This is a genomic window from Methylotenera versatilis 79 (genome assembly GCF_000384375.1).
In the GTDB taxonomy this organism is placed as follows: Bacteria; Pseudomonadota; Gammaproteobacteria; order Burkholderiales; family Methylophilaceae; genus Methylotenera_A; species Methylotenera_A versatilis_B.
This window is the reverse complement of sequence record NZ_ARVX01000001.1, coordinates 837,637-863,392: the sequence shown is the minus strand read 5'-3', so window position 1 is coordinate 863,392 and position 25,756 is coordinate 837,637. Positions and strand designations below refer to the sequence as shown.

The 25,756-nt window shown below is 42.9% G+C and carries 25 protein-coding genes; 1 reads left to right on the top strand and 24 read right to left on the bottom strand.

Annotated features, from left to right (window positions below; all coding sequences use genetic code 11):
• The 10 genes from METVE_RS0104400 to METVE_RS0104355 form a co-directional block, all read right to left on the bottom strand.
• Nucleotides 1-1,365, bottom strand: a complete 1,365-nt coding sequence (locus METVE_RS0104400) for a tetratricopeptide repeat protein (RefSeq protein WP_020167237.1) — start codon at nt 1,363-1,365, stop codon at nt 1-3.
• 99 nt (nt 1,366-1,464) lie between these two features.
• A complete protein-coding gene (locus METVE_RS0104395) occupies nt 1,465-2,982 on the bottom strand; it encodes an MBL fold metallo-hydrolase (protein WP_020167236.1) in 1,518 nt (505 codons plus the stop codon).
• A gap of 267 nt (nt 2,983-3,249) precedes the next feature.
• Nucleotides 3,250-3,534: a hypothetical protein gene (locus tag METVE_RS0104390; RefSeq protein WP_020167235.1), complete on the bottom strand. Its 285-nt coding sequence runs from the start codon at nt 3,532-3,534 to the stop codon at nt 3,250-3,252.
• Nucleotides 3,535-3,551: 17 nt separating this feature from the next.
• Entirely contained in the window at nt 3,552-4,052 is a 501-nt protein-coding gene (locus tag METVE_RS0104385) for a c-type cytochrome (RefSeq protein ID WP_232415384.1), read from the bottom strand.
• A gap of 27 nt (nt 4,053-4,079) precedes the next feature.
• Nucleotides 4,080-5,078: an SMP-30/gluconolactonase/LRE family protein gene (locus METVE_RS0104380; RefSeq protein WP_020167233.1), complete on the bottom strand. Its 999-nt coding sequence runs from the start codon at nt 5,076-5,078 to the stop codon at nt 4,080-4,082.
• 42 nt (nt 5,079-5,120) lie between these two features.
• On the bottom strand, nt 5,121-5,771 hold the full coding sequence (locus METVE_RS0104375; protein ID WP_020167232.1) for a c-type cytochrome: 651 nt from the start codon (nt 5,769-5,771) through the stop codon (nt 5,121-5,123).
• Between the two features lie 32 nt (nt 5,772-5,803).
• On the bottom strand, nt 5,804-6,406 hold the full coding sequence (locus METVE_RS0104370; RefSeq protein ID WP_020167231.1) for a peroxiredoxin: 603 nt from the start codon (nt 6,404-6,406) through the stop codon (nt 5,804-5,806).
• 51 nt (nt 6,407-6,457) lie between these two features.
• Nucleotides 6,458-6,853: a hypothetical protein gene (locus METVE_RS0104365; protein WP_020167230.1), complete on the bottom strand. Its 396-nt coding sequence runs from the start codon at nt 6,851-6,853 to the stop codon at nt 6,458-6,460.
• 137 nt (nt 6,854-6,990) lie between these two features.
• Complete coding sequence (locus METVE_RS0104360; protein WP_020167229.1) at nt 6,991-8,430, bottom strand: DUF1501 domain-containing protein; 1,440 nt, start codon at nt 8,428-8,430, stop codon at nt 6,991-6,993.
• Between the two features lie 79 nt (nt 8,431-8,509).
• A complete protein-coding gene (locus tag METVE_RS0104355; protein WP_232415383.1) occupies nt 8,510-10,852 on the bottom strand; it encodes a DUF1549 and DUF1553 domain-containing protein in 2,343 nt (780 codons plus the stop codon).
• Nucleotides 10,853-11,464: 612 nt separating this feature from the next.
• Between METVE_RS0104355 and METVE_RS0104350 the strand changes: the two genes are divergently transcribed.
• Nucleotides 11,465-12,601 carry a sigma-54 interaction domain-containing protein gene (locus tag METVE_RS0104350; RefSeq protein ID WP_020167227.1) on the top strand — a complete coding sequence of 379 codons (1,137 nt, stop codon included), beginning with the start codon at nt 11,465-11,467 and terminating at the stop codon, nt 12,599-12,601.
• Between the two features lie 342 nt (nt 12,602-12,943).
• Here the strand turns inward: METVE_RS0104350 and METVE_RS0104340 are convergent, their stop codons facing one another.
• From METVE_RS0104340 to METVE_RS0104275, 14 genes are all read right to left on the bottom strand, one after another.
• A complete protein-coding gene (locus tag METVE_RS0104340; RefSeq protein ID WP_020167225.1) occupies nt 12,944-13,342 on the bottom strand; it encodes a hypothetical protein in 399 nt (132 codons plus the stop codon).
• 33 nt (nt 13,343-13,375) lie between these two features.
• Complete coding sequence (glmS, locus tag METVE_RS0104335) at nt 13,376-15,220, bottom strand: glutamine--fructose-6-phosphate transaminase (isomerizing) (protein WP_020167224.1); 1,845 nt, start codon at nt 15,218-15,220, stop codon at nt 13,376-13,378.
• A gap of 63 nt (nt 15,221-15,283) precedes the next feature.
• Complete coding sequence (glmU, locus tag METVE_RS0104330) at nt 15,284-16,654, bottom strand: bifunctional UDP-N-acetylglucosamine diphosphorylase/glucosamine-1-phosphate N-acetyltransferase GlmU (protein WP_020167223.1); 1,371 nt, start codon at nt 16,652-16,654, stop codon at nt 15,284-15,286.
• A 115-nt stretch (nt 16,655-16,769) separates the two neighbouring features.
• Nucleotides 16,770-17,192 carry a F0F1 ATP synthase subunit epsilon gene (locus METVE_RS0104325; RefSeq protein ID WP_020167222.1) on the bottom strand — a complete coding sequence of 141 codons (423 nt, stop codon included), beginning with the start codon at nt 17,190-17,192 and terminating at the stop codon, nt 16,770-16,772.
• Nucleotides 17,193-17,234: 42 nt separating this feature from the next.
• Nucleotides 17,235-18,686 (bottom strand): F0F1 ATP synthase subunit beta, encoded by a 1,452-nt coding sequence (gene atpD, locus METVE_RS0104320; RefSeq protein ID WP_020167221.1) that lies wholly within the window; start codon nt 18,684-18,686, stop codon nt 17,235-17,237.
• A gap of 57 nt (nt 18,687-18,743) precedes the next feature.
• Complete coding sequence (atpG, locus tag METVE_RS0104315) at nt 18,744-19,610, bottom strand: F0F1 ATP synthase subunit gamma (protein ID WP_020167220.1); 867 nt, start codon at nt 19,608-19,610, stop codon at nt 18,744-18,746.
• Between the two features lie 25 nt (nt 19,611-19,635).
• Complete coding sequence (atpA, locus tag METVE_RS0104310) at nt 19,636-21,177, bottom strand: F0F1 ATP synthase subunit alpha (protein WP_020167219.1); 1,542 nt, start codon at nt 21,175-21,177, stop codon at nt 19,636-19,638.
• Between the two features lie 18 nt (nt 21,178-21,195).
• Nucleotides 21,196-21,732 carry a F0F1 ATP synthase subunit delta gene (locus METVE_RS0104305; RefSeq protein ID WP_020167218.1) on the bottom strand — a complete coding sequence of 179 codons (537 nt, stop codon included), beginning with the start codon at nt 21,730-21,732 and terminating at the stop codon, nt 21,196-21,198.
• A gap of 3 nt (nt 21,733-21,735) precedes the next feature.
• Nucleotides 21,736-22,206: a F0F1 ATP synthase subunit B gene (locus METVE_RS0104300; protein WP_020167217.1), complete on the bottom strand. Its 471-nt coding sequence runs from the start codon at nt 22,204-22,206 to the stop codon at nt 21,736-21,738.
• A 61-nt stretch (nt 22,207-22,267) separates the two neighbouring features.
• Nucleotides 22,268-22,543, bottom strand: coding sequence for a F0F1 ATP synthase subunit C (gene atpE / locus METVE_RS0104295; RefSeq protein WP_020167216.1), 276 nt, complete (start codon nt 22,541-22,543; stop codon nt 22,268-22,270).
• A gap of 88 nt (nt 22,544-22,631) precedes the next feature.
• Complete coding sequence (atpB, locus tag METVE_RS0104290) at nt 22,632-23,447, bottom strand: F0F1 ATP synthase subunit A (RefSeq protein ID WP_020167215.1); 816 nt, start codon at nt 23,445-23,447, stop codon at nt 22,632-22,634.
• Nucleotides 23,448-23,515: 68 nt separating this feature from the next.
• Nucleotides 23,516-23,947 carry an ATP synthase subunit I gene (locus tag METVE_RS0104285; RefSeq protein ID WP_020167214.1) on the bottom strand — a complete coding sequence of 144 codons (432 nt, stop codon included), beginning with the start codon at nt 23,945-23,947 and terminating at the stop codon, nt 23,516-23,518.
• Between the two features lie 132 nt (nt 23,948-24,079).
• Entirely contained in the window at nt 24,080-24,943 is an 864-nt protein-coding gene (locus METVE_RS0104280; protein ID WP_020167213.1) for a ParB/RepB/Spo0J family partition protein, read from the bottom strand.
• Nucleotides 24,936-25,739 (bottom strand): ParA family protein, encoded by an 804-nt coding sequence (locus tag METVE_RS0104275; protein ID WP_020167212.1) that lies wholly within the window; start codon nt 25,737-25,739, stop codon nt 24,936-24,938. The genes METVE_RS0104280 and METVE_RS0104275 overlap by 8 nt, the downstream gene beginning before the upstream one ends.
• Between the last annotated feature and the right edge of the window lie 17 nt (nt 25,740-25,756).

Here is a 25,756-nt window from a genome sequence, read left to right as displayed (position 1 = left end):
TTAAGCCTTTTGCAAAGCCTGTTTGACTTCTTGCAACACCGATGACCAATCACCAATAGCTGTTTGCCTGAATAACCTTGCTGTTGGATACCAAGGGCTGTCGCTACGACCTAAGAGCCAGCGCCAATCAGGGCTGTAAGGCAACAATATCCAGACTGGCTTGCCCATGGCGCCAGCCAGATGCGCAACAGCGGTATCTACTGTAATAACCACATCCATTAAAGTGATGATTGCTGCGGTATCTGTGAAATCTTTTATATGTCCACCCAGATATTTTATTTGGGGATGCTGATGAAAGAATTCTGCATCCCCTTCCCGCAACTTTTTTTGTAGCCCATAAAAATCTGCATTTTGGTCCACTATTGACGCGAGCTCTTGTAAGGCTATAGAACGATTATGATCATTCGAATGCGTCGCACTGCCTGCCCATATCAAACCTACACGCGATTTTGATTGATTGACCAGCCCAGTCCCGCCCAGCTTATTCCGCCATGCACGTACTTTTTTAGCATCAATCGCAATATAAGCTGACGTATGAGGGATAGTATCTAACTTGGTAGCAAATGCTTTGGGCAAGCTGAGTAATGGGCAATGGTAATCAAATTTCGGCAGTGAATGACCACGTGCGATAAGCAGATCGACACCTTTTAAAGTTCTTATCAAATTAACCAGTTGCGGTTGTACTTCTAGCACCACAGTCGCTCCCAGCGTTTTGACTAAACTGGCATAGCGGCAAAACTGTAATGTATCGCCAAGCCCCTGTTCGGCATGCAATAAGATAGTTTTACCCTGCAAAGAGTCTGTGCCGTCCCATAAGGACTGTGTAAACAAATGTTTTTCTGCGTGAAGCTCAGACGCCCAGCGCCATTCGTACTCCTGCCAGCCCGGTTGATAGTGACCGGCAAGTAAAAAGCATAAGCCAGCATTCCAGCGTGCATCTGCATAATCGGGCGCATGAGTTAAAGCAAGCTGATAATTTTCTTGGGCATCATCCAATCGGTTGAGCGCACGCAATGCATTGCCTTTGTTATTCAATACCTCAGGGTGATTCGGCATCGTTTGCAACACTTGGTCATAGCTATGCACGGCATCTTGAGGGCGATTTAAGCTACGCAATACATTACCGCGATTGAATAATGATGGCGGATGATCAGGTTCAATCGCCAAAGCGAGCTCAAAGTAGGTTAGAGCATCATCGTTGCGTTTAATTTGTTGCAAAATAATGCCGACATTGTTGAGGACATTTGCCTGATGTGGATGATCGGCCAAGACTTGTTGATACAAATCCAATGCCTGTGACCAATGACCGTTTTGGTGATAAGCCAAAGCCTGGTCTAAACGCGATGGAGATGCGTTAACGGTCATCGTTTAAATTTTGTTTTTGCTATAACAAATCTGGTTAGCGTGAATAAAAAAACTGAGTGCCTAATAAGATTTAGGCACTCAGTTAATTTTAAAAAAAGATTAATTATTGCTAGCTGTCTGTGGCTTGATACCGATTGCTGCTTCTATATCTTCCAACTTGGTGACACGTGGGCCATGTAACGCAGCAATCTGCTCAACATTCAACTTGAGACGCTTGATATTGTCATACAGATTAGCCGTGTAAGGGTTTACGCTAGTAGGCAAGGGCGCACCAGCTGCAGGTGGCGTATAGGCATCCGCTTCAACCAGCACTTTGTCATTTGGCAAATAAACCAATGCGAAAGCATCATTATGCGTATTACCAGCGATGGTATAAATCTCTACAGGATGGGCTGCATCTGGCAACACTAGCTTGTCTGAAAAGGTTTTAAACTTTGCAGGTTTATGAGAAGCGGCCAAGCGATCAGGACTAAGCGTATGCGCATTGGCCCAGATTTTTTTGTAATATGGCTCATTGAGTTTATGCGTCACAATCGTTGCGCCTTCATCCACATAAGTACGCAAGCCGCCAGAATGGTCAAAGTGATGATGTGTATTCACTAAAAAAGTGATGGGCTTGTTCGGGATGATTTCTTTCACCTTGGCAATCACCGCTTCTGAGCGCGCTTCATTTAAAGGCGCTTCAACCAGAATGATTTGGTTTGCCTGCTCAATCGCCACGCTATGGTGGGTGCCGCCTTTCAAGTAGAACACTCCCGGCACAAGCGGATCAGATGTCACTTTAATTGATGTGTCCGCCTGGCTTAACTCGGCAGGTACCGTAATATTTGCCTCAGCATTCGGCGTTACAGATTTAACCGCTAAAGCCAATACAGGATAACCGCCTTGTTTGCGGAGGATATTAGAAGGGAAAGAAATGCCGCTGTAATCTTTGTAATCGCTATAACTGTACTCAACCAATGTATCGCCTAGCACTGGGCTATCGATCCAAGTCTTGACATTGCTGACCTCATTTTTGGCATTGATGATGCCGACATACTTATTCTTACCCTGCGTGAATGAAACTTCCACGCCTTTTTTTACTTTTTTCGATGTGGCATTGTTAGCTTGCGCAGCTTTCAGAAAGCCTTGTGGTGTCGCCCAAATCTCTGACACGCGCTCTTCAACTGCGGCTACTTGTGGTTGAGCAACAGGCGCTGAGTCTGGCGCAGCACCCGCTGCTGGCGCTAAATTCCAAGCCGTATTACCACTCACATATTGATCAGGCTTTTGCTCAACCGGCACTGGGCGAACACGTTTAGGTTCAACGGCTTGCTTACGGGTAATCTGTACACGTTCAGCAGGTGCTTCAAAATTGATGGTGGCTTTATAACTACTTACATTGAATTGCGGCCAAGATGAGCTTGGATTCGGCGCTTGGCCAAATTGGTACCAATGCCCGGCGCCTGAAAACTCAATCGATTTTAATTGAGTTGCACCAAGTACTTCAGTCGAAGCAGCAAGTGATGGCGCATCTTGTCCCCAGGCTGAAAATGAAGCCACTGCCAAGGCAATAGCGGTAAGCTGGCGCAGCTTTAAACCACCTGTCTTAGAAGTAATTGTTGTTATTACTGACATCTTTAATCCTTTAGCTCAAATATTAAAAATTCATTCATATGAATGTTATTAGTTGCGTTGCAAGTCCTGTGCCAGACATTTTATAATGCGTAAAATCACAAAAAAACACCAGATAACATATTGTTTTTAATCACTAATATTAAATACAACCGAAAACACAGGGTATAAATCGAATAAATATGCACATTGGTTTGTTGTTAGGGAAACAGCAACAAAAAAGCCCACTGTTGTTTTTCAAACAGAAGGCTCTTAAATAGATAGTGTATTTTATTCTAAGCGATGCTTGAATGGCGTACGGCTGTCTCCATGATAACTAGAATGCTGATTGAGGTCGTGAAGATCATTCGCACCAAGTTTGACTGAGATATTTTTTTGGTCACGAACCCTAACAATTCGTTGATTTGCGACCAAGTTAGGAAGGTCAATTTCTATAATTTCCTGAAGATTAAGCTTCTCCCCATCTACTACAGAGAACGAAATTCCAATATTATTATCCGTCAGCGCCTGATAATTACCATATAAGAAATTTAGTTTAGTTATAGTGGCTCGCATCTTGAAAAACTTTTAGCTTAATCATCCCCTTTAAAATCATCATGGCAAGCTTTGCAACTGCGCGTCACTTTGCCGAACTGCTCTTTGATAGCCGATGCATCATTAGCACTCGCCGCTATTTTGGCTAACTCGGTCGCTTCTTTACTAAAGTTATTCGATAGTTCTGTAAATTTCGCTTTATCTTTAAACACCTCTGCGTTAGCGGCTGTTTCATGCCAACCCTTGCCTTTTTCCGTACCAGGCACAAATAAAACTGGCAATCCTGAATTGGCGATGCCCGCGATTGCATTGGCAGCAGCGACCACCTCAGCTTTGTTGTAAGTTCCCTGAATCGAAGACTTGATACGTGAAACGTTCCATTCAATTATGCGGTAGGCGGACTGTCGCCATTGAATCAATTTTTCAGGTTTGGGTGTCTGCTCAGCCAGAGAAGCCGTTGATGTAACCATAAGCACTGTTGTAACAATGACTGTAGCAATGGACTTAAGCTGTATGGATTTAATCTGTAGTTTTGTCATATTTTCTCAATCAAGACTTCTAATTACTTATTTAACTCGACCTGCGTAGCCCGTCGTTAACATTGGGATTTTATAGGCATCCCCACGACCAACTACGTAAAGTGTCTTTTTATCTTTACCTGCAAAAGCAAGGTTTTGCGGCGCTTTCGGCAGTTCAATAATGCCTAGTGCTATGCCGGCCTTATCAAACACTTGAATGCCAATAGTAGTCGCCACATATAAGCGACCCTCCGCATCTATCGCCAAGCCATCGGCGCCACTGCTAAATCCATTTTCGGCTTTACGATAGCCGTCAAGCAAGGCGAATTTATGACGTGGCCCGATGGAGCCATCTTCTGCAACGTCGTAAACAAACACATATTCGCCGAAAGTATTCGCAACGTATAAAACTTTCTCATCCGGGCTAAGTTGAATGCCGTTAGGGCGTTGAATGTCCGTGATAATCTGCACCAACTCACCACTTGGCTTGATATAGTAAACTGCTGGTTGGCCCGTTGAGGCTTCTCCCGGTTTAGGATTTATGCCAGGATCCGTGAAATACACACCGCCTTTTTTATCAATGACCAGATCATTTGGACGATTTAATGGCTTACCGTTAAATTGACTCGCCAACACTTTTGCATGCTCTTTTGGGTAGATGATGCCTACGCTAGGTTTCAACGTTTGCACTGCATATAAATCACCATTGGCTGAAAACGCTAAGCCATTTGCACCATTGCTTTCCGCGATGAAATTGCTCGTATTGCCATCTAGGCCAATTTTAGTAATACGGTTTGCTTGCGTTTCAGTAAAGATAAAACCACTGCCATCTGGTAAAGCAATGGGGCCTTCCGTTCCTGTAAAGCCGTTTTTAATCGGCCTTAGCTCTAAACCGCCAGCGATTACTCCTGCAATTGGTGGCGTCACTGCTGGGGCGACGGCTTCCTCAGCAAATGCTGGAAGCGCACCAATAATGGTTACTGAAGTAAATAATGTGCCTAGAATCCATGACTGTTTAAGTATGAGTGATGGTTTTTTTGTTTTCATGTTGTTTCCTTTAAGCGTTGGTACGCTATGTAGTTATATGGTTTATGGCATGTCAGAAATATATTCTGCCAATGCTTCTATCTCAGTATCTGTCAGTGACTTTGCAATCACATTCATCACCTGGTCAGGGCTATTTGTCCGTGCCGCAGATCGCCAGTTGCGTAATTGTTCACGTAGGTAAAACTGACTTTGTCCAGCAATGACAGGGTTAATATCATTCGCGGAATGACTGCCTTTACCATCCATTCCATGACAACTTTTGCAAGACATGATGTTGCGTTTTGAATCACCACGCAGAAACAGATTCTGCGCGATTGCGTTTGTTTTACTGCCTTTACCTTGCATAACGGGTTGATTAGCAAAATACGTAGCAATATTCTCTAAGTCTTCGTCATTAAGGTGCTCTACCATTTTGCTCATCACAGAGTGTTTGCGCTCCCCTGATTTAAAATTGCGCAATTGCTTGAACAAATATCCAGCATATTGTCCCGCAAGCTGGGGCACGCCAATGCCGGATTTTTCTAAGGAATCAGCATTCGCATGGCACTCAATACAAAGCTCTGACTTGGATTTGTTTTTACCCAGTTCAAGATTGCCGCCGCCAAAACGGATGGCAACATCTTCTTGATCTACAAATGTGGTTTCAGCCATGACAGGTGGAATAACGTTTGGAATGACAAAAAAACTTAACATGCTAAATAATGCAAAATAATTTCTAAACAAACTTACTTAGACCCTATTGCCTTATTTGGGCTTGCTGCCGCTATTTTCTCAACCACTTCAAGCGCTTTTCCTACATTTTCTGCAGGTTTAATGCCGCCAATTGTCGCGGCAATTTTGCCATCCTGCGTCACCACGAAAGTCGTGCGTTCTGCATAACCGTGATTGATGTCTTTACCGCGCGTGTCTTTCTTACCAGCTACGGCATCGCGTATCGCCAATTCATAAGATTTTGAAATCTTGCCATCAATATCTGTAGCAACCGATACCTTGCCTGCGCAATAATCAGGGTCTGCGGAAAACTCATTCAGTCGCTCAATATTGTCCAGCGACACGCCGACGACTGTTGCTTTCGCAGCAGCAAATTTTTCATACTTCTGGGCAAATGTATGCGCTTGAACATTGCATCCACCAGTGTAAGCAGAAGGGTAAAAATACACGACAACCGGCCCTTTTTTCAGCGCTTCTTTGAGTGAAAAGGTATAAGCCTTGCCATCCAGAGATGCTTGAGTGGTAAAGTCCGGCGCTTTATCACCTTCTTTAAGCGCAGCAGCGGCTGGTAATGAAATCACGCTAGCCAACAAGGCCGTAAGTAGTAATCGTTTCATGGGTAAATTCCTTGAGTAATTGAATATAAAGGTTGAATCAAGCTTAAAAAGCTAATCCTTCTTTTTATAAATTTTGTGGCAAGCTTTGCAGGTTTTAGATAAAGCCACAGCATTTTGCGAAGCGGCGTCAAAGTCGTTGGCTGAGACTGACTTTGCAATCAAAGCAGAAAGATCACGACTTTCCTGCGCCCATTTCACGCCATCAGCGGCATCTGCTTTCTTGAGGAAAAATGCCTCGACTTCATCAAACATTTTTTGCATTTCTGACGCTTCAGAGGCAGATGCTGCTACATCTTTCAAGGCCAAGTTTGAAGTCAGACTTTTATTTAAATCTTCCATCGCTGTCATAAAGTCTTCGTCGACTTCACTATAGGAAAATACGGGTGTAGTAATAGCTGCCATTGCAATTAAGGCAATTGCTAAATATTGATAAATCTTTTTTTTCATTTTTACTTTAATTACAAACTTGTAGACATAAAGCACTTAAAATATTTAAGTGTTAAGTAGTGGGCAATGGCACACGAAACTAGTCATGTCTAGTTCCGTGTGCCATTGATATAAATACCCACTTATATAAATAATAATTAAGCCAGTAACTCTTTAATCACTTCACCATACACAACAGTCGGACGCTCAGAACGGCCATCATGCAAGAACGTGGTTTTCAAGTGATCAAGGCCCATCAGTTGCAGAATTGTGGCGTGCAAATCATAGGTATCTACTGTTTTTCCTACAGACTGCAAACCGACTTCATCTGTTTGGCCAAAAGTGGTACCAGCTTTAACGCCAGCGCCCGCCATCCATTGTGTATAACCCCAGGGATTATGGTCACGGCCTGTACCGCTTTGTCCGTAAGATGTCCTGCCAAACTCCGAGGTCCACACGACAAGCGTAGATTCTAGCAAGCCACGAGATTCAAGATCGGCCAGTAAGCCTGCAATCGGCTTATCAACAGCCTTGGCATGGGCGCCATGATTTTTTTCAAGATCTTGGTGTGCATCCCAGTTTCTGCTTTCGCCCTCAATATCAGTAGGGCCTGAAACAACTTGAATAAAACGTACGCCACGCTCAACTAGGCGGCGAGCACGTAACATATTAGTACCGTAATCCTTAGTTGCTTCGTCGTTTAGACCATACAACTCTTTGGTTGCATCAGTTTCTTTACTCAAATCTACTGCTTCTGGCGCTGCAGATTCCATACGATAAGCTAGCTCATAAGAACGCACTCTGGCTTGCAACTCTGTATCTTCGGGATAACGCTCACCACGTTTTTCATTCAAGCGTTTCAGCAAATCAAAGTTGCCGCGTTGCTGGCCAGCAGCCATTAACTCAGGGCGCTCAAGATGCAAAATAGGCGATGCCCCTGGACGGAATGCCGTACCTTGATACACAGCTGGCAAGAAGCCTGAACTCCAATTGACTGAACCAGCTTGTGGCTCTTTTTTACCACCATACAGCACCACGTAGGAAGGCAAGTCTGGATTTGCTGTACCCAGCGCATAGGATATCCAAGCGCCTAATGAAGGGCGGCCTGGATTCAAATCGCCGGTATTCAATTTGAGGATAGAAATATCGTGTGTTGCACCAACCGTGGTACTAGATTTGATAAAGGCAATCTTATCTGCATGCTTAGCAATATTAGGTACTAGGTCTGAAAACCATGCACCACTTTCCCCGTGTTGCTTCCACTCACGCTTTGAAGCGTAAAGCTTGCCGACGCCACCTTGCGTACTGGTCTTGATACCTTTCAGGAATGAAGCGGGTACTTCTTGGCCAGACAACTTAATCAGGTCGGGTTTGTAATCATATAAATCTAACGTACTAGGTGCGCCATCCATATGTAGCCAGATGACGGATTTAACCTTAGCGGCAAAATGTGGCTGTTTAGGCGCTAGTGGATCAATAAGCTCTGCCGCTTGTGCAGCTGTTAAAAAGCCAATACCTGGCAAGAAGCCGCCGGCTGCAATGCCCCCTAGGCCTATGCCGGCTTTAAGTAAAAAGTCTCTGCGAGATTGATTGTTCATGATGCTATCCTTAATATTATTCAATTATTTTATAAAAGTTGTCTGGGTTTAAAATTTTTGCCGATTTAAATCTTATTGCTTAAAACCGGTAACTAAACTCGTTGGAATTTGCAACTGTATGCACCAGATCAACCAAAGCTGCGGCTCGAATCGGATTGGTCACTTTTGCATCTTTTAAGCCAGTCGGCAACGCAATTGCCAGTTTTCCATCCGTGCTTTTTTCTTGAACAATCTCTTTTTCGTGATTGGTCAGGAATGAAACCAAAGTGGCTTTTTCTGCCTGATCAGGTTTACGTGCAAACAGTATCTGATACAACTTATCCAACTGTGCAGATTCATCATTGCCCGCCTCGCGTATCACGCGACCAGCCAATGCCTGAGACCAACCAAACACTACATCACTATTAAATAGCGCCAGTGCTTGCAGTGGCGTGGTTGTTACGTCACGCTTGCTATGCACTTGTTGTGCAGAGGCCATATCAAAAGTTTCCAGCAATGGATAAGGCACACTACGACGCGTAAATACATACAGGCTGCGTCTATTGAAATCCTTGGAATCTTTAGAAACTTCCCACAAATTGCCTGCGCCCAAATTGCCCGGAACAGGTGGGAATACGCTTGGGCCGCCTACTTTTTCTTCCAGCTGACCAGATGCGACAAGCAAGGAGTCACGAATTTCTTCGGCTTCCAAACGTTTGCGTGGGAACACCGCTAACAGCTTGTTTTCAGGATCCGCTTTATAGGCATCTTCACGATAAGATGAAGACTGACGGTAAACGCTAGATAGCAATATTTCACGCTGCAGCTTTTTCACGCTCCAACCCTGCGATACAAAATTGCCTGCTAAATAGTCCAGTAATTCGGGATTACTTGGTTTGTCTCCTGCACGGCCGAAGTCACTGACTGTACGTACAATGCCTGTTCCAAAATACTGATTCCAAACGCGATTCACAAATACGCGCGCCGTAAGCGGGTTTTGCGGACTGGCAATCCAGTTGGCAAGCGCAGTACGACGGCCCGATGAAATCTCGGTAGGCACGATATTTGGCTTCTCATCCGTTAATGCAACCGGGAAAGCTGGTTGAACTTCATCAAGTGGGCGTTCATGATTACCGCCAAAGAACACAAAAGTAGGCGGCGCATCACTATGGCCGAGCTCAGTCATAGCTGAAATAGTGTCTGAGCCTTTAGCTGGTTTAAGCTTGTCGAACTTCTTCAGATCATCACCAAGTTTTTTATATTGCGCATACTTCTCTGCATTACCTGGCACATAATTATCGCTTTCTTTCTCTGCAGACTCTTTCAGATAGGCGCCTAATTCATTATCGGTAGTGACATTAGTCAAGCGATGATTTACCCAGCGATCCAGCGCATTCCATTGTCCTTCTGGCTTGAATATAGAGTCGCGGCTATCAGTTAAGTAACGTTCTTTGTGATACTGTAAGGCCTTATCACGTACCGTATCTAAAATAGCAGTGCGCTGCGCACGGATATCCTTGGTAGCCTCTTCCCACTTGGCCTGCACCTGTTGATACTGGATTTCCTGATCATTTTTGGGAGCCGGAACATTGTCTACTGCGCTGACATTAGAAAAGAAAGCCTGTAAAGCAAAATAGTCTTTTTGCGTTACTTTGTCAGCCTTGTGGTTATGACATCTGGCGCAACCCACAGTCGTGCCAAGTAATGCCAAACCAACAGTATCTGTAATGTCAGTAGTGATTTGGTATTTACGCTGAATAAGATCACGTGAGTTACGATTATCGGGAAAACCAGCGATAAAACCCGTTGCGACCAATGCTTCTGTGTCACCTGGGAATAACTCATCTCCCGCCAACTGCTCTTTCACAAAGCGATCAAACGGCTTGTCCTGATTAAACGAGTTGATGACATAATCGCGGTAACGCCACATATTTGGACGTGTCTGGTCACCTTGAAAACCGGTGCTGTCCGCATAACGAGCCAGATCCAGCCAGCGACGTGCTTGGCGCTCACCATATCGAGGTGATGCCAGTAAACGGTCTACTAACTTTTCATAAGCATTCGGCGAACGGTCTTCTACAAAAGTACGCACTTCTTCAGTAGTGGGAATCACACCCCAAGCATCCAAAGTAGCACGACGAATATACGCTGCGCGATCAGCATCTGGAGACGGTTTGATGCCCTTGGCTTCTAATTGTGATAGCACAAAAGCATCTACTGGCGTACGCACCCAGGCCTTTTGCTTTACTACTGGTACCGCTTGGTTTTGTACCTGTTGCCATGACCACAGCTTGGCGGCAGCAGGTTTTTTTTGCTCAGCTTGTGGCTTTGCAATAGTATCAGCCGCAGCTTTTTCTTCCGCCGCATAGGTTGTCGCTGTTGAAAATGCCATCAACACCGCAAAATAAACGGTCTTTTTTATTAAATTATTTAGATTACTCATTTACTACTCCCGCATTATTCATTTACCACTCCCGAGTTATGTATCAATTGCGTTAGCCTCAACGCGTTGCGGCTTTAACTGCTACCAAAGCAAGCCTAGAATCTGCAAAACATGGGCTATTTGGAAAAACCGACTCACGAGCTATAGCGCAACTATTGTGCCACTCTGTATACGCAACTTGAAAATACCTGGGTTATGTTTCTATATGGTTGATTTATAACTATAAAATAAAGAATAGTGATCAATAATTAATTTTATTGAGCATTTACATGTTGATGATTCTGGTGATGTAGGAACAGTGTTTTACGTTTTTTTTGTTGCTACAGAAACAGCTATTAAATTAAACCACTCTTACCAAAAATCGCAATTCGTCTCACCGCAAAATAATTAGGTACTTAAATTCGTCATTTATAAATATCCAAATACTAAAATTTAATCTACTTTTTTGACTGCACTAGAAAATTTGCTTTTTAGACGAGAGAAAAATTTTACGATAAATACGCAAACTTCCTATATGCATAATGAGTATATGTAAATAACTATATATAATTATTAATTAGATAGAAAGTTATGTATATTCACCGAGTTATCATTAGGTCAACATCCATCAGCATGCAATCTAAACCATGGTTATCTAACACTGAGTTGCGCGGCTTTCAAGACGATAGCAGTCATGGTGTCATCGAACATCCTAATCCTTCGGCTGTTAGCTTATCCATCCGCGCAAGTGCGCTGGTGTTCAACGACCCAAAATCTAAAAAACTTTTAGCACTGATTGAAAGGGTGGCCGCTAGCGACGCAACCGCATTAATTATTGGCGAAACTGGAACAGGTAAAGAATTAATTGCTAGGCGTCTGCATGATTTAAGTGCGCGCAGAAATGGACCTTTTGCAGCCATTAATTGCGGCGCCTTTTCTGAATCATTGGTAGAAAGCGAATTATTTGGTCATGAAAAAGGCTCATTTACGGGTGCCATTTCCGCCAAAGAAGGCTGGTTTGAGAGCGCAAGTGGAGGGACTTTATTTTTAGATGAAGTTGGCGATTTGCCTTTATCGACCCAAGTAAAACTGCTTCGCGTTCTTCAAGAAAGAGAAATCGTACGCGTCGGCTCACGCAAGCCTCAAAAAATCAATGTCAGGCTAATCGCCGCGACAAATGTCAATTTGGAAGATGCGGTAAATGCGGGAAATTTTAGACAAGATTTATACTATCGAATCAAAGTTGTGCCGATTGAGTTGCCACCACTGCGCGAACGCATCGGCGACATTCTTCCGCTAGTGAATCATTTCTTAAAAGTTTATACGGGACGTTTACATACATCGACACCACACCTATCAGCCGCTTCAGTCCATGCCTTAGAAACCTACGCATGGCCAGGTAATATTCGAGAGCTAGAAAACACTATCCACCGCGCTTTATTGGTCTCTTCTGGCGGTGTAATTTATCCTAAAGATCTGCATTTACCTTACATTACCAGTAAATTTACACCCATAAGTGTTCATGAAAGTGATGATCACTTCTTAAATGTTCCAACAACATCAACCGAGGTTAGATCTCAAGATATTGAAAATCTGCTTTCCAGACTTTTCAAGCAAGAATTACCTAATTTATATGAGCTAATCAACGCGATTACTGTGCGCAAAGCGTATGATCATTGCAATAATAACCAAGTACATACCGCAAAATTATTAGGTATTAGTCGTAATATTTTGCGTGCACGTTTAAAAGAATTGAATCTGATTGCTTAAGGCAGAACTTAAGTTAACCATTATTTTTAAGCAAAAAGCCTAGTTAGTTAGGCTTTTTGCTTATGAAGTTAACATATTAAAACCTCAAAAAATATCATCTATGCTTAAATTTACAGGTGGTTTTGACTTGCAATCCCCTGATGCCGTGCCGAGCAACGCAGACGAATCAGGAGTTTTCGGCGAGGACTGTCTGAGCGAAGCGAGTTCCGCAGCCGCCTGATTCGTTGAGTAGCGCAGGGAAACCGAAGGTCATGGCATGGGGTGTCGTTTACTTTGGTTACTTTCTTTTGGACAAGCAAAAGAAAGTAACTTGCCGTCGGGCAACCCTGACTAGTTTTAAATCTAGTTAGGCTCTTTTATACTTTTCATATATTGATTATATCCATGCAGTGATAATTGGAGGTAAGTTGCACCGCCAACACCGCAACCAAATAAATATGAAATCCAACGTCTTGTAGAGTTCCAATCCCCGTCAATATCTGAACCAGATAAATAAGGGACCCAATAAAGTAATTGATAAGCTCCCGCACCAATTATGATGACATATCCCAAAAAAGCCCCTAGAAAAAGTATTTTTCTAAGCAAATATTTTTTATCAGAAAAGTAATATAGTTTAAAACTATATTCACCTTTTTCGTCAATTTGTTCTGGTCTGTAAATTACAGCCCATATCATGTAAATGACGCTTACCAAAATATAAATAGAAAGTATAACTAATAGAGTTCTTAGAAAAAACTGCATATGAATTCTTTCTTATTTCATATTAACTTATCGTTACTCAACCGTGACCGACTTAGCCAAATTCCTAGGCTTATCCACATCCGTTCCCTTTAACAATGCCGCATGATACGCCAGCAACTGCACTGGAATCGTATGCAAAATAGGGGATAGTATGCCCACATGGCGTGGTGTGCGTATGACATGCACACCTTCAGACTCTGTAAAGTGGCTATCGGCATCGGCAAATACAAATAGCTCGCCGCCGCGCGCTTTGACTTCTTGCATGTTGGATTTTACTTTTTCTAACAATGCATCATTTGGCGCAATCACTACCACTGGCATGTTGTTATCTACCAATGCCAATGGGCCATGTTTAAGCTCACCGGCAGGGTAAGCTTCTGCGTGAATATATGAGATTTCTTTGAGTTTAAGCGCGCCTTCCATAGCGATTGGGTAGTGCACGCCACGGCCTAAGAATAGCGCGTGTTCTTTGTCACCAAAGCGTTTTGCCCATTCGCGGATTTGCGGCTCTAAATTCAATGCAAATTGCACGCTGCCGGCCAATTGGCGTAATGCGCCTAGATATTCTTGTTCTTTTTCGGTGTTAAGTATGCCTTTTTGTTTAGCTAAAGTGGCGGCTAATACAAATAAAGCCACTAATTGTGTGGTGAATGCTTTGGTAGATGCTACGCCAATCTCTGCGCCTGCACGTGTGTAGAAAACCAATTGCGATGCGCGTGGAATCGCACTTTCTTGCACGTTACAAATGCTTAAGCTTAATTCTTGGCCTAGTGATTTGGCGTGTTTTAAGGCTTCCATCGTATCTAAGGTTTCACCCGATTGCGAAAGCGTGACGATGAGTTGATTGGGATTTGGTACCGATTCACGATAACGATATTCACTGGCGACTTCTACATTGCAAGGTACTTTCGCGATACCCTCTAACCAATATTTGGCGGTTAAGGCGGCATAATAACTGGTGCCAGCGGCTAATATTAAGATGCTATCCAGCTGCTTAAATACATCTGCTGCACCTTTGCCAAATAGCTCTGGCCTAAATGCGCCGTCATCGATTAATGCCTCAATGGTGTCGTTAAGTGCTACTGGCTGCTCATAGATTTCTTTTTGCATAAAGTGGCTGTAAGGGCCAAGCTCTAAGCTTGCTAGCGAAACATCACTAGTATGCACTTTACGCGTGGCTAAGGCGCCATCTTTACCGTAAATAGTCACAGCATCGGTTGTTAACGTGGCGATATCGCCATCTTCTAAATAAATCACTCTACGCGTCACAGAAAGCACGGCTGAAACGTCTGAAGCGATAAAATTTTCATCCTCCCCTAAGCCAATCAACAGCGGACAGCCTAAGCGCGCACACACCATCAAATCGGGTTGACTCACTGCAATCACACTAATTGCAAATGCGCCTGTTAATTCAGCGATGGCGGCTTTGGTTGCGGCTAATAGATCAGACGATTTTGCGAAATAATGATGGATTAAGTGAGCGATCACTTCGGTATCAGTTTGCGAATAAAATTCGTAACCAAGCGCTTTTAATTTTGCGCGTTGTTCATCGTGGTTTTCAATAATGCCGTTATGTACCACGGCGATTGTTGGATTTTCTTGTTTAGGGGAAACATGCGGATGCGCATTACTTTCAGTTACGCCGCCATGCGTAGCCCAGCGTGTGTGGCCGATACCAACAAATCCGCTTAATTTTAAATCGTGCGCTTTTTCTGTCATCGCGGCTACGCGCCCAACCGCCCGCACACGCTCAATGCCGTTGCTATTGAGTATTGCAATTCCAGCTGAATCGTAGCCGCGATATTCCAGCCGACTTAAGCCTTCTATTAGCGTAGATACGACGTTTCTTTTAGCGACTGCGCCTACAATTCCACACATAATGATTCTTTCTAATGCTTAATTTTCTATTTACTGCAATTTTTTTAAACGCTGTTTTACTAGTTAATCTTTTTTAATTTTTACTGGTCGTTTCCAACCCAAAATGGTTTTTTGTTCTTTAGCACGACAAAAAGTTAACGCATCGGCAGGGGCATTTTTTGTAATGGTTGATCCTGCGGCAATCGTCGCATTTTTGCCAATGGTCACTGGTGCAATCAACTGCGAATCGGAGCCAATAAACGCGCCATCTTCAATGATGGTTCTGAATTTATTCGCACCATCGTAATTACAAGTGATTGTGCCTGCGCCAATATTGACACTCTTACCAACGCTGGCATCGCCCACGTAGCTCAAATGGTTAATCTTGCTGCCAATGTCTACTTGCGCATTTTTAAGCTCTACAAAGTTGCCTACGTGCGTATCTGCCGCCAATGTAGTGCCGGGCCTTATTCGTGCATATGGTCCGATGCGGGTATTTTCGCCAATTACAGCATCATCGATATGCGTAAAAGCAGCAATCTGTGTACCAGCAGCAATCGTTGCATTCTTAATCACGCAATTAGCAGCGATTTTTACGTTATCGCCTAATGTGACATTGCCTTCGAATACGCAATTCACATCAATTTCCACATCGCGGCCGCAACTGAGTGCGCCACGAACATCTAGCCTAGCAGCATCTTTTAACGTAACGCCTTGCTGTAATAGTCGTTGCGCAACACGCGATTGGTATACGCGCTCAATCTGGCTTAAATCTATTTTAGAATTAATGCCAGTCACCGACCATTCATCCGCCGTGATTTCTGCAATGACATTTACATTATCTTTAACAGCCAGCTCAACAATATCGGTTAAATAATACTCACCTTGTGCATTGTTATTACTTAAGCGACTTAACCAATTTTTTAGATGAATATTTGGCATCGCCATAATGCCCGTATTCACTTCGCTGATTTGTCGCTGCGCCTCTGTTGCATCTTTATGCTCAACGATTGCTGTGACCAGATGGTTGTTACGCACGATGCGACCGTAACCAGTTGGATCGGCTTTATTAAAAGATAAAATCGCCAATTGTTTATTAGCGCTTTCAATTAATTTTTTGCAAGCTTCAACATCAACCAAAGGCACATCACCTAGCATAATCAAGCTGGTTGCATCGTCACTCAAATAGGGGATTGCTTGTTGTACCGCGTGGCCTGTACCTAATTGCTCGGCTTGATTAACCCAGTCTATATTCTCATGCGCAAATGCTTCACGCACTGTCTCACCGCCGTAACCATAAACGACAATGATTTTCTGTGGATTTAAGGATTTTGCACAATCGATCACATGCGCCAAAATTGGCTTGCCACCAATACTATGCAGCACTTTTGGCTTATTTGAATGCATGCGCGTGCCTTTGCCCGCGGCTAAAATCACAATGTTTAATGGCGTCATTTTTTGTGTGTTTTTAAGTGTTAAGTACTGGTTCTTCAATTCAGAAAGTATAACAAAAAAGGCAGCCTAAGCTGCCTTTTTGCTGGTCTAGCTTTACGCCAAACAATCCATGTTTTTAATGCGTTTTACGCAAACGTTCAATCGCATGGATTTGCGCCATTGCTTCTGATAACTCCGCCTGCGCTTTTGCATAATCGATATCAGAAGTGCGATTTTTCATCGCTTCTAATGCCGCTTCTTTAGCTGCAATTGCTTTCACTTCATCTAGATCAGCACCACGTACCGCAGTATCCGCCAACACAGTGATTAAACCTGGTTGCACTTCTAACAAACCACCAGAGATGAAAATCAACGTTTCTTCAGCTTGATCGGTTTGTTTGATACGTAATGCACCTGGTTTAATAGTCGTAATCATCGGCGCGTGGTTTGGGTAGATACCCACTTCACCAGCACCCGCAGGCGCAACCACAAACTCGGCTTCGCCTGAGAATATACTTGCTTCTGCGCTTACTACATCGATATGAACAGTATTTGCCATAATTTTCTCTTAACTTTTAAAGTTTAATGTTCTAAAAACTTATTAGTTTAAAGTTTTGGCTTTTTCTACTGCTTCTTCAATACCACCCACCATGTAGAAAGCTTGCTCAGGTAAGTGATCATACTCACCAGCAACAATGGCTTTAAAGCCTTTAATGGTTTCTTTTAATGGTACGTATTTGCCTGGCGCGCCAGTAAATACTTCAGCCACGTGGAATGGTTGTGACAAGAAGCGTTGGATTTTACGTGCACGGCCAACAGCTAATTTATCTTCTGCTGACAATTCGTCCATACCCAAAATCGCAATAATGTCGCGTAACTCTTTATAACGTTGTAATGTTTGTTGAACGCTACGTGCTACGTTGTAATGCTCTTCACCAACAACCAATGGGTCTAATTGACGTGAGCTTGAATCTAGTGGATCAACCGCTGGGTAGATACCTAAAGATGCAATGTCACGTGACAACACAACTGTTGAATCCAAATGCTGGAACGTAGTAGCAGGTGATGGATCGGTCAAGTCATCCGCAGGTACATAAACCGCTTGGATAGACGTAATAGAACCTGTTTTAGTTGATGTAATACGCTCTTGTAAACGGCCCATTTCGTCAGCCAAAGTAGGTTGGTAACCTACAGCAGAAGGCATACGGCCTAACAACGCTGATACTTCAGTACCGGCTAATGTGTAGCGGTAGATATTATCAACGAAGAACAATACGTCACGACCTTCATCACGGAATTTCTCAGCCATTGTCAAACCTGACAACGCTACACGTAAACGGTTGCCTGGTGGTTCGTTCATTTGACCAAACACCATCGCTACTTTTGATTCTTTCATGTTATCAAGTTTAATAACACCAGCTTCTGCCATCTCGTGATAGAAGTCATTACCTTCACGCGTACGCTCACCCACACCGGCAAACACTGATAAACCTGAGTGTTGTTTTGCAATGTTGTTGATCAACTCAAGCATGTTAACGGTTTTACCTACACCCGCACCGCCGAACAAACCAACTTTACCGCCTTTAGCAAACGGGCAAACCAAGTCAATCACTTTAATACCTGTTTCTAATAAGTCTACAGATGGTGATAGCTCTTCAAAAGTAGGCGCTTTTTGGTGAATGGCACGACGCTCATCACACTCAATTGGACCAGCCTCATCAATTGGGCGACCCAACACGTCCATAATACGGCCTAGAGTTCCAACACCAACTGGCACAGTAATTTGTGAACCTGTTGATTTAAACGCTGTACCACGTGCAAGGCCATCAGATGAGCCCATTGCAATCGTACGCACGATGCCGTCACCTAATTGTTGTTGTACTTCTAGCGTTAAACCAGCTTCGGCTTGGCTAGATGCATCATCAATAATCAATGCTTCAAATACATTCGGCATTTGGTCACGTGGAAACTCAACGTCCACAACAGCACCAATACATTGAACAACTTTACCAATTTTTACTTGGGCTTCTTTAACTTGATTTGCTTTTGCCATTTTCTATTCCTAACTTCTTTTAGTCAGATTTAATTAAATTCTAAATTCGTTCAACTATTAAGCGACTGCCGCTGCGCCGCCAACGATCTCTGAAATCTCTTTGGTAATCGCCGCTTGACGCGCCTTGTTGTAGATCAGTTTCAAATCGCCAATCACTTCTTTCGCGTTATCAGATGCTGATTTCATCGCCACCATACGTGATGATTGTTCTGAAGCCATGTTCTCTGCAACTGCGTTGTACACCAATGACTCTACATAACGCATCATTAACTGATCTACCACTGGTTTCGCTTCTGGCTCATAGATGTAATCCCAATGACCAGTAGGGCTGCCCAATTTTTCACCTGTTAACGGTAGCAATTGCTCCATTACTGGTTCTTGCTTCATGGTATTGATGAACTTTGTGTAGCTAATATAAAGTTGATCAATTTCGCCTGCTTCATAAGCATCCAACATCACTTTGATTGTGCCAATCAACGTTGCTAAATGTGGCACATCGCCCAAACCCGTAATATGCGATTTAACATTCGCGCCTACGCGGTTCATAAAACTGAAACCTTTGTTACCAATCGCACTAACAGTGATTGCTTTGCCTTCAGTTTCCCAGTTTTTCATTTGGTTAACAGACAAACGCAACATATTGGTATTTAAACCACCACATAAGCCTTTGTCTGAACTCACCACAATCAAACCAATGTTTTTAACCACATCACGCTTAATTAAATAAGGATGTTTATACTCTGGGTTTGCAAATGACAAATGCGCTGCAACGTTACGAATTTTCTCAGCGTATGGACGTGAGGCACGCATTCTATCTTGCGCTTTACGCATTTTAGAAGCAGCCACCATCTCCATCGCCTTGGTGATCTTGCGTGTATTTTCTACACTTTTGATCTTGGTTCTAATCTCTTTACTACCAGCCATTTTAGAGTCCTAGATAGTCGATTAATTAGTACGCGTTAGTCGCTTTGAAGTCTTGAATTGCCGCTTCAACCGCTTTTTCGTTATCGCCAGCTAAGTCTTTGCTAGACTCGATACCGTCCATCAATTTAGCGTATTTAGAGCCCATGAAGCCGTGTAATGCACTTTCAAAAGCTAATACTTTATTGGTTGGAACATCATCAAAATAGCCTTTGTTAGCAGCCAACAAGGTAATCGCCATTTTTGAAACGCTTAATGGGGCGTATTGCGCTTGTTTCATCAACTCAGTAAACATACGACCGCGGTCTAATTGTTTACGTGTTGCTTCATCCAAATCAGAAGCGAACTGCGCAAATGCAGCCAATTCACGGTATTGTGCTAAGGCTAAACGTACACCGCCGCCTAGTTTTTTGATGACTTTAGTTTGAGCAGCACCACCCACGCGAGATACTGAAATACCCGCGTTGATTGCTGGACGAATACCCGCGTTAAACAAATCTGTCTCTAAGAAGATTTGACCATCGGTAATTGAAATCACGTTAGTTGGCACGAATGCTGAAACGTCACCAGCAGCTGTCTCAATCACTGGCAATGCAGTCAATGAACCCGTTTTACCTTTAACAGCACCGTTAGTGAATTTTTCTACATAATCTTCATTCACGCGAGCTGCACGCTCTAACAAACGTGAGTGAATGTAGAACACGTCACCTGGGTAAGCTTCACGTCCTGGTGGGCGACGTAATAACAATGAAATTTGACGGTAAGCAATCGCTTGTTTAGTCAAATCATCATACACAATCAATGCATCTTCACCGCGGTCACGGAAATACTCGCCCATTGTACAACCAGCATATGGTGCTAAAAATTGTAGTGCTGCTGAGTCAGAAGCAGTTGCTGCAACAACGATTGTGTAGGCAAGTGCGCCGTTTTCTTCTAGCTTACGGACCACGTTTGCCACTGTAGAAGCCTTTTGGCCAATCGCAACGTAGATACAAGTCATGTTCTGACCTTTTTGATTGATGATGGCATCAATCGCTACTGCTGTTTTACCTGTTTGACGGTCACCAATAATCAATTCACGTTGACCACGGCCAACTGGCACCATTGAGTCTACTGATTTCAAACCTGTTTGCACTGGTTGTGAAACTGATTTACGCGCAATCACGCCTGGCGCCACTTTTTCAATTTTGTCAGTCATTTTTGCATTAACTGGGCCTTTGCCATCAATCGGCTGACCTAACGCGTTCACTACGCGACCAATTAACTCTGGACCGACTGGCACTTCTAAAATACGACCTGTACATTTAACAGTATCGCCTTCAGTAATGTGCTCGTAATCACCTAAAACCACCGCACCCACTGAGTCACGCTCTAAGTTAAGCGCTAAACCAAATGTGTTGCCTGGAAATTCGATCATCTCGCCAGCCATCACGTTTGAAAGGCCGTGAATACGGACGATACCGTCAGTAACTGAAATAACTGTACCTTGAGTACGCGCTTCAGCTGAGGTAGAAAAATTTTCTAATCTGCTTTTAATCAGTTCACTGATTTCTGATGTAGATAACTGCATTTATGTCTCTCCTGTGCCTTAAGCTGATAGCGTATAGGCTAAATTTTGTAACTGACCTTTGACGGACGCGTCTATCACGGTATCGCCAACAATAATTTTAATGCCACCAATGAGCTCTGCATCTACAGTTACACTGGCTTCAATCTTTTTACCAAACTTAGCTTCAAGACGTTTTACGATATCTTTAGTTTCAGCAACGCTTGGTTTAGATGCAGCAATAATTTGCGCATCTAATGTGCCTTCATCCAATGCTTTTAACTCTTCAAAGGCACTGGTAATAGCAGGCAAAATTGACATGCGATTATATTCAACCAACACTTTAATCAGGTTCTGTCCCTGCTCATTGAGTTTGTCGCCACACACTTTTAAAAAAGTCTTTTCTAAGTCGCTTGAGACTACTTTTGGATCTTGAATATAAGCCTGCATTTGTGCATCGTTAGATACAGCTGTGGCAAAACTTAACATCTCAGACCATTTAGCCAGCGATTTTTGCTCTTTACCAAGCTTGTAAGCCGCAACTGCGTATGGCCGTGCGATGGTTGATATTTCAGCCATGAGTTATAGCTCCGCCGCGAGTTTAGATAGCATTTCAGAATGCGCTTTGCCATCGATCTCTTTACGTAAGATTTTTTCAGCGCCAGCGATTGCCAATGCTGAAACCTGCGCACGTAAACCTTCTTTAGCGCGGTTTACTTCTTGATCAATCTCAGCTTTTGCACCCGTAATAATACGGTCGCCTTCTGCTTTAGCATTGCCTTTAGCTTCTTCAACGATTTGTGTCGCACGTTTTTCAGCCTGACCAATAATCTCGCTGGCTTTTTGTTTGGCTTCTGCAAGTGTTGCTTCTGATTTTTTAGCCGCAACTTCTAAGGCACTTCTGCCTTCTTGTGCTGCTGCCAAACCGTCAGCAATTTCTTTTTGGCGTGTTTCAATCGCTTTTAATAGCGGTGGCCAAACGAATTTCACTGTGAACCAAATCAACACAGCAAATGCGATAGCTTGTGCGATCAGTGTAAAGTTAATGTTCATGTTTAATCCAATTAAATTAAGTCAGTATAAAAATTTGAGTCATTGTGCATGACTCAAAAAATTAATTTGCTGCTGCTGTAACAACGCTTAATAATGGGTTAGCGAACGCGAACATCATAGCCAAACCAACGCCGATAATGAAAGAAGCATCGATAAGACCTAATAGCAAGAATACTTTACCTTGCAATTGTGGAATCATTTCTGGTTGACGTGCAGCACCTTCTAAGAAACTTGCACACATAATACCGATACCGATACAGGCACCTGCAGCGCCTAAACCAATAATTAAACCAATACCAACGCCTGTGTAGGCTTGAATCAATGCTAATGCTTCCATTTTATTACCCTCTCAAAAATTAAACTGCACTTTATAATCAAAAACTATAATTACTCTAAAACCACTTACTTAAACAACTTAAAACTAATTAATGCGATTCATGCGCCATTGCTAGATATACAACCGTCAACATCATGAAAATAAATGCTTGTAATGCCACGATTAAAATATGGAAAATTGACCAGCCAGCGCCTAAAACCGCACCAAATATCGTGCCAGACAAACCCGTAGCAGCCCACATACCTAATAACAAGAAAATCACTTCACCTGCATACATGTTGCCGAAAAGACGCAATGAATGTGAAAGTGGTTTTGAAACGTATTCAATGAGGTTAAACAAGAAATTCAATGGCAGTACCCAGAATTTGCTACCGAATGGCGTGTAGAACAACTCATGCAACCAACCGCCAAAACCCTTAACTTTAATCGAGAAGAAAATCATCAAAATCCAGACCGATAAAGCTAGGGCAAATGTGGTGTTAATGTCTGAGGTTGGTACTGCGCGCCATTTGTCAAAGCCAATGCCATGCATAAATTTAGCGAAAATATCAATTGGTAGAAAATCCATGGCATTCATTGCGAACACCCATAAAAAAACCGTCAGCGCTGTTGGGGCAATAAAGCTGTGACGGTTACCGTGGAAAATATTTTTAACTTGGTCATCAATAAAACCAAAAACCAGCTCAACAAAAGCCTGACGCTTGGTTGGCACGCCGGCAGTTGCGCCACGCGCTACCCACCAGACCAAACCCATTACCAGCAAACCCAATACAACTGATGTAATCAATGTATCGATATGCAATGTCCAAAAACTGCCATTGCCAACTGATTGCGCATTAAAACTTAAATGATGCGAAATATATTCTGATGGGGTGAGTACGTGTTCTGCGTGTTCTGTAGCCATATCAATCCGAATTGCCCCAAATAGGCGCTTAATTAAAAGTTACTTACCTAAAATCTAAAACTGTAGTTTTATATTTCTAATTCTGTTTTGTCTAACTTACTCATTGCCGCGCCAGAAAACAAAGCTGCGCCTGCCAAACCTGCAATCAGCGCAAACGGCACCAATTGCTTATAAACCTTAAAGGTAATAAATAGCAGCACAACAATGATGATAATTTTAACTGCCTCTGCTTTTAGCAGATTAACCAATACTGTTGCGGCCTCTTTACTACTACGTTGTGCGATTTTAGAAGCGAAAAACGCACCGATTGTGACTGATAATCCACCAGCCAATGCTGAAACACCTGCATGCAAACCTGAAACAACTAACGCAATTAGCATTACAACGACTGTTGCGCCTAATTGCCACTGCAACATTTTGCTAAATACTTTATTTGAATCTAAGCCTGTTTTTAAGTTAGTCGTTGTTAAGCCTGACTTTGAATTTTGCTCTTCTGTCATTTCTGTTTTCTTATCATTTCAGTTTGATTGAAATGGGCTTATCAGCAAAGTCCGCGATTTTGAATTATTAAGCGTTTTTAGTCAAGCGCTAAGTGTAAGTAATTACAATAAGTTTCACGCAAAATGAAACACTTAGCGCATCATTTTACGAATAATCTCATCCAATTGATCCAAATTACTATAGTTAATTTTAAGCATGCCGGATCCATTTTCTTTAGCTGAAATATTCACGCTGGCACCGATTTTTTCACTTAATGTATTTTGCAGGGTTAAAACGTCATGATTGACCGCAGTTTTCTGTGGTTTATCGTTGTCATTTGTAGTGTCATTCTCAGCTAATTTTTTCACCAGATTTTCAACATCGCGCACCGATAAATTTTGTTGCACTATTTTATTAGCCAGCATAATTTGTTGCGCCGCATCTAAGCCAATTAACGCTCTAGCGTGGCCCATATCCAATTTGTTGTGCATCAACATGGCTTGTACTGGTGACGACAATGACAAAAGTCGTAGCAAATTGGATACCGCCGCGCGCGAGCGCCCAACTGCAGTAGCAGCTTTTTCGTGCGTCATGTCAAACTCATCAATCAAGCGTTTAATACCTTGCGCTTCTTCTAATGGATTTAAATTTTCACGCTGGATATTCTCAATTAATGCCATCGCCAGCGCAGATTCATCCGCGATTTCACGTACTAAAACAGGCACTTCTGTTAAACCAGCCAACTGCGAAGCGCGCCAACGACGTTCACCGGCAATGATTTCATATTGATTAGCACCAACATTGCGCACCAAAATCGGCTGCATTATTCCTTGCGCGCGAATCGAATCAGCCAACGTTTGTAATGCAGCATCATCCATATAGGAACGCGGTTGATATTTGCCCGGCTGCAATTGGCTCACATTCAACGTCATTAACGCATCGCCATGTGCAATTTCTTCGTTGTCATTTGCTAACAACGCGTCCAATCCGCGTCCTAAACCTTTTGGTTTAACCATTTACCGTACCCTTTAATTGCGTTGGTGACTCTTTAAACTTTTGATTTTTATGGATAATTTCTGCTGCTAAGTCCAAATAAGCAATCGCTCCTTTGGACGTTTTGTCATAAATCAACACTGGCAAACCGTAACTCGGCGCTTCGGCCAAACGAATATTGCGCGGTATCACTGTTTTATAGACTTTATCGCCAAAATGGCTGACTAATTGCGCAGACACTTGGCTAGCCAGCATATTGCGATTATCAAACATGGTGCGTAATAAGCCTTCGATTTCCAGCTTTGGATTTAAATGTGCGCGCACTTTTTTGATGGTGTTCACCAAATCAGACAAACCTTCTAGCGCATAATATTCACATTGCATCGGAATCATCACTGTATCAGCCGCTGTTAATGCATTTACCGTGACCAAATTGAGGGCAGGGGGGCAATCGAGCAGCACATAATCGTAATCAGAAATCGCTGAAATGGCTTGTTTTAAGCGCATTTCACGTGCCAATTCATTCACCAGCTCAACTTCTGCACCTGCCAATTCACGGTTAGATGGCGCAATATCAAAGCCTCCTTTTTCGCTTTTTACGATGACTTCTTTTAAGCTTTTTTCACCGATTAGTACATGATAAATACTGAGTTTAAGATGTGATTTATCAATGCCGCTACCAGTGCTGGCATTGCCTTGCGGATCTAAATCAACCAACAATACTTTTTGTTTTTTAGCAGCCAAACTAGCAGCCAAATTCACGCAAGTGGTGGTTTTACCCACGCCGCCTTTTTGATTGGTAATCGCTAATATTTTCATCAATTATTCTTTGTCAT

What these genes read in the sequence shown, in the direction of transcription:
- METVE_RS0104275 (WP_020167212.1), bottom strand. Translation starts at nt 25,739, where the DNA reads ATGAAAATATTAGCGATTACCAATCAAAAAGGCGGCGTGGGTAAAACC.
- METVE_RS0104355 (WP_232415383.1), bottom strand. Translation starts at nt 10,852, where the DNA reads ATGAGTAATCTAAATAATTTAATAAAAAAGACCGTTTATTTTGCGGTG.
- METVE_RS0104375 (WP_020167232.1), bottom strand. Translation starts at nt 5,771, where the DNA reads ATGTTAAGTTTTTTTGTCATTCCAAACGTTATTCCACCTGTCATGGCT.
- METVE_RS0104385 (WP_232415384.1), bottom strand. Translation starts at nt 4,052, where the DNA reads ATGACAAAACTACAGATTAAATCCATACAGCTTAAGTCCATTGCTACA.
- METVE_RS0104300 (WP_020167217.1), bottom strand. Translation starts at nt 22,206, where the DNA reads ATGAACATTAACTTTACACTGATCGCACAAGCTATCGCATTTGCTGTG.
- METVE_RS0104390 (WP_020167235.1), bottom strand. Translation starts at nt 3,534, where the DNA reads ATGCGAGCCACTATAACTAAACTAAATTTCTTATATGGTAATTATCAG.
- METVE_RS0104370 (WP_020167231.1), bottom strand. Translation starts at nt 6,406, where the DNA reads ATGAAACGATTACTACTTACGGCCTTGTTGGCTAGCGTGATTTCATTA.
- METVE_RS0104340 (WP_020167225.1), bottom strand. Translation starts at nt 13,342, where the DNA reads ATGCAGTTTTTTCTAAGAACTCTATTAGTTATACTTTCTATTTATATT.
- atpG (WP_020167220.1), bottom strand. Translation starts at nt 19,610, where the DNA reads ATGGCTGGTAGTAAAGAGATTAGAACCAAGATCAAAAGTGTAGAAAAT.
- METVE_RS0104380 (WP_020167233.1), bottom strand. Translation starts at nt 5,078, where the DNA reads ATGAAAACAAAAAAACCATCACTCATACTTAAACAGTCATGGATTCTA.
- atpA (WP_020167219.1), bottom strand. Translation starts at nt 21,177, where the DNA reads ATGCAGTTATCTACATCAGAAATCAGTGAACTGATTAAAAGCAGATTA.
- METVE_RS0104305 (WP_020167218.1), bottom strand. Translation starts at nt 21,732, where the DNA reads ATGGCTGAAATATCAACCATCGCACGGCCATACGCAGTTGCGGCTTAC.
- glmS (WP_020167224.1), bottom strand. Translation starts at nt 15,220, where the DNA reads ATGTGTGGAATTGTAGGCGCAGTCGCTAAAAGAAACGTCGTATCTACG.
- METVE_RS0104280 (WP_020167213.1), bottom strand. Translation starts at nt 24,943, where the DNA reads ATGGTTAAACCAAAAGGTTTAGGACGCGGATTGGACGCGTTGTTAGCA.
- METVE_RS0104350 (WP_020167227.1), top strand. Translation starts at nt 11,465, where the DNA reads ATGCAATCTAAACCATGGTTATCTAACACTGAGTTGCGCGGCTTTCAA.
- glmU (WP_020167223.1), bottom strand. Translation starts at nt 16,654, where the DNA reads ATGACGCCATTAAACATTGTGATTTTAGCCGCGGGCAAAGGCACGCGC.
- METVE_RS0104395 (WP_020167236.1), bottom strand. Translation starts at nt 2,982, where the DNA reads ATGTCAGTAATAACAACAATTACTTCTAAGACAGGTGGTTTAAAGCTG.
- METVE_RS0104285 (WP_020167214.1), bottom strand. Translation starts at nt 23,947, where the DNA reads ATGACAGAAGAGCAAAATTCAAAGTCAGGCTTAACAACGACTAACTTA.
- METVE_RS0104325 (WP_020167222.1), bottom strand. Translation starts at nt 17,192, where the DNA reads ATGGCAAATACTGTTCATATCGATGTAGTAAGCGCAGAAGCAAGTATA.
- METVE_RS0104365 (WP_020167230.1), bottom strand. Translation starts at nt 6,853, where the DNA reads ATGAAAAAAAAGATTTATCAATATTTAGCAATTGCCTTAATTGCAATG.
- METVE_RS0104360 (WP_020167229.1), bottom strand. Translation starts at nt 8,430, where the DNA reads ATGAACAATCAATCTCGCAGAGACTTTTTACTTAAAGCCGGCATAGGC.
- METVE_RS0104400 (WP_020167237.1), bottom strand. Translation starts at nt 1,365, where the DNA reads ATGACCGTTAACGCATCTCCATCGCGTTTAGACCAGGCTTTGGCTTAT.
- atpB (WP_020167215.1), bottom strand. Translation starts at nt 23,447, where the DNA reads ATGGCTACAGAACACGCAGAACACGTACTCACCCCATCAGAATATATT.
- atpD (WP_020167221.1), bottom strand. Translation starts at nt 18,686, where the DNA reads ATGGCAAAAGCAAATCAAGTTAAAGAAGCCCAAGTAAAAATTGGTAAA.
- atpE (WP_020167216.1), bottom strand. Translation starts at nt 22,543, where the DNA reads ATGGAAGCATTAGCATTGATTCAAGCCTACACAGGCGTTGGTATTGGT.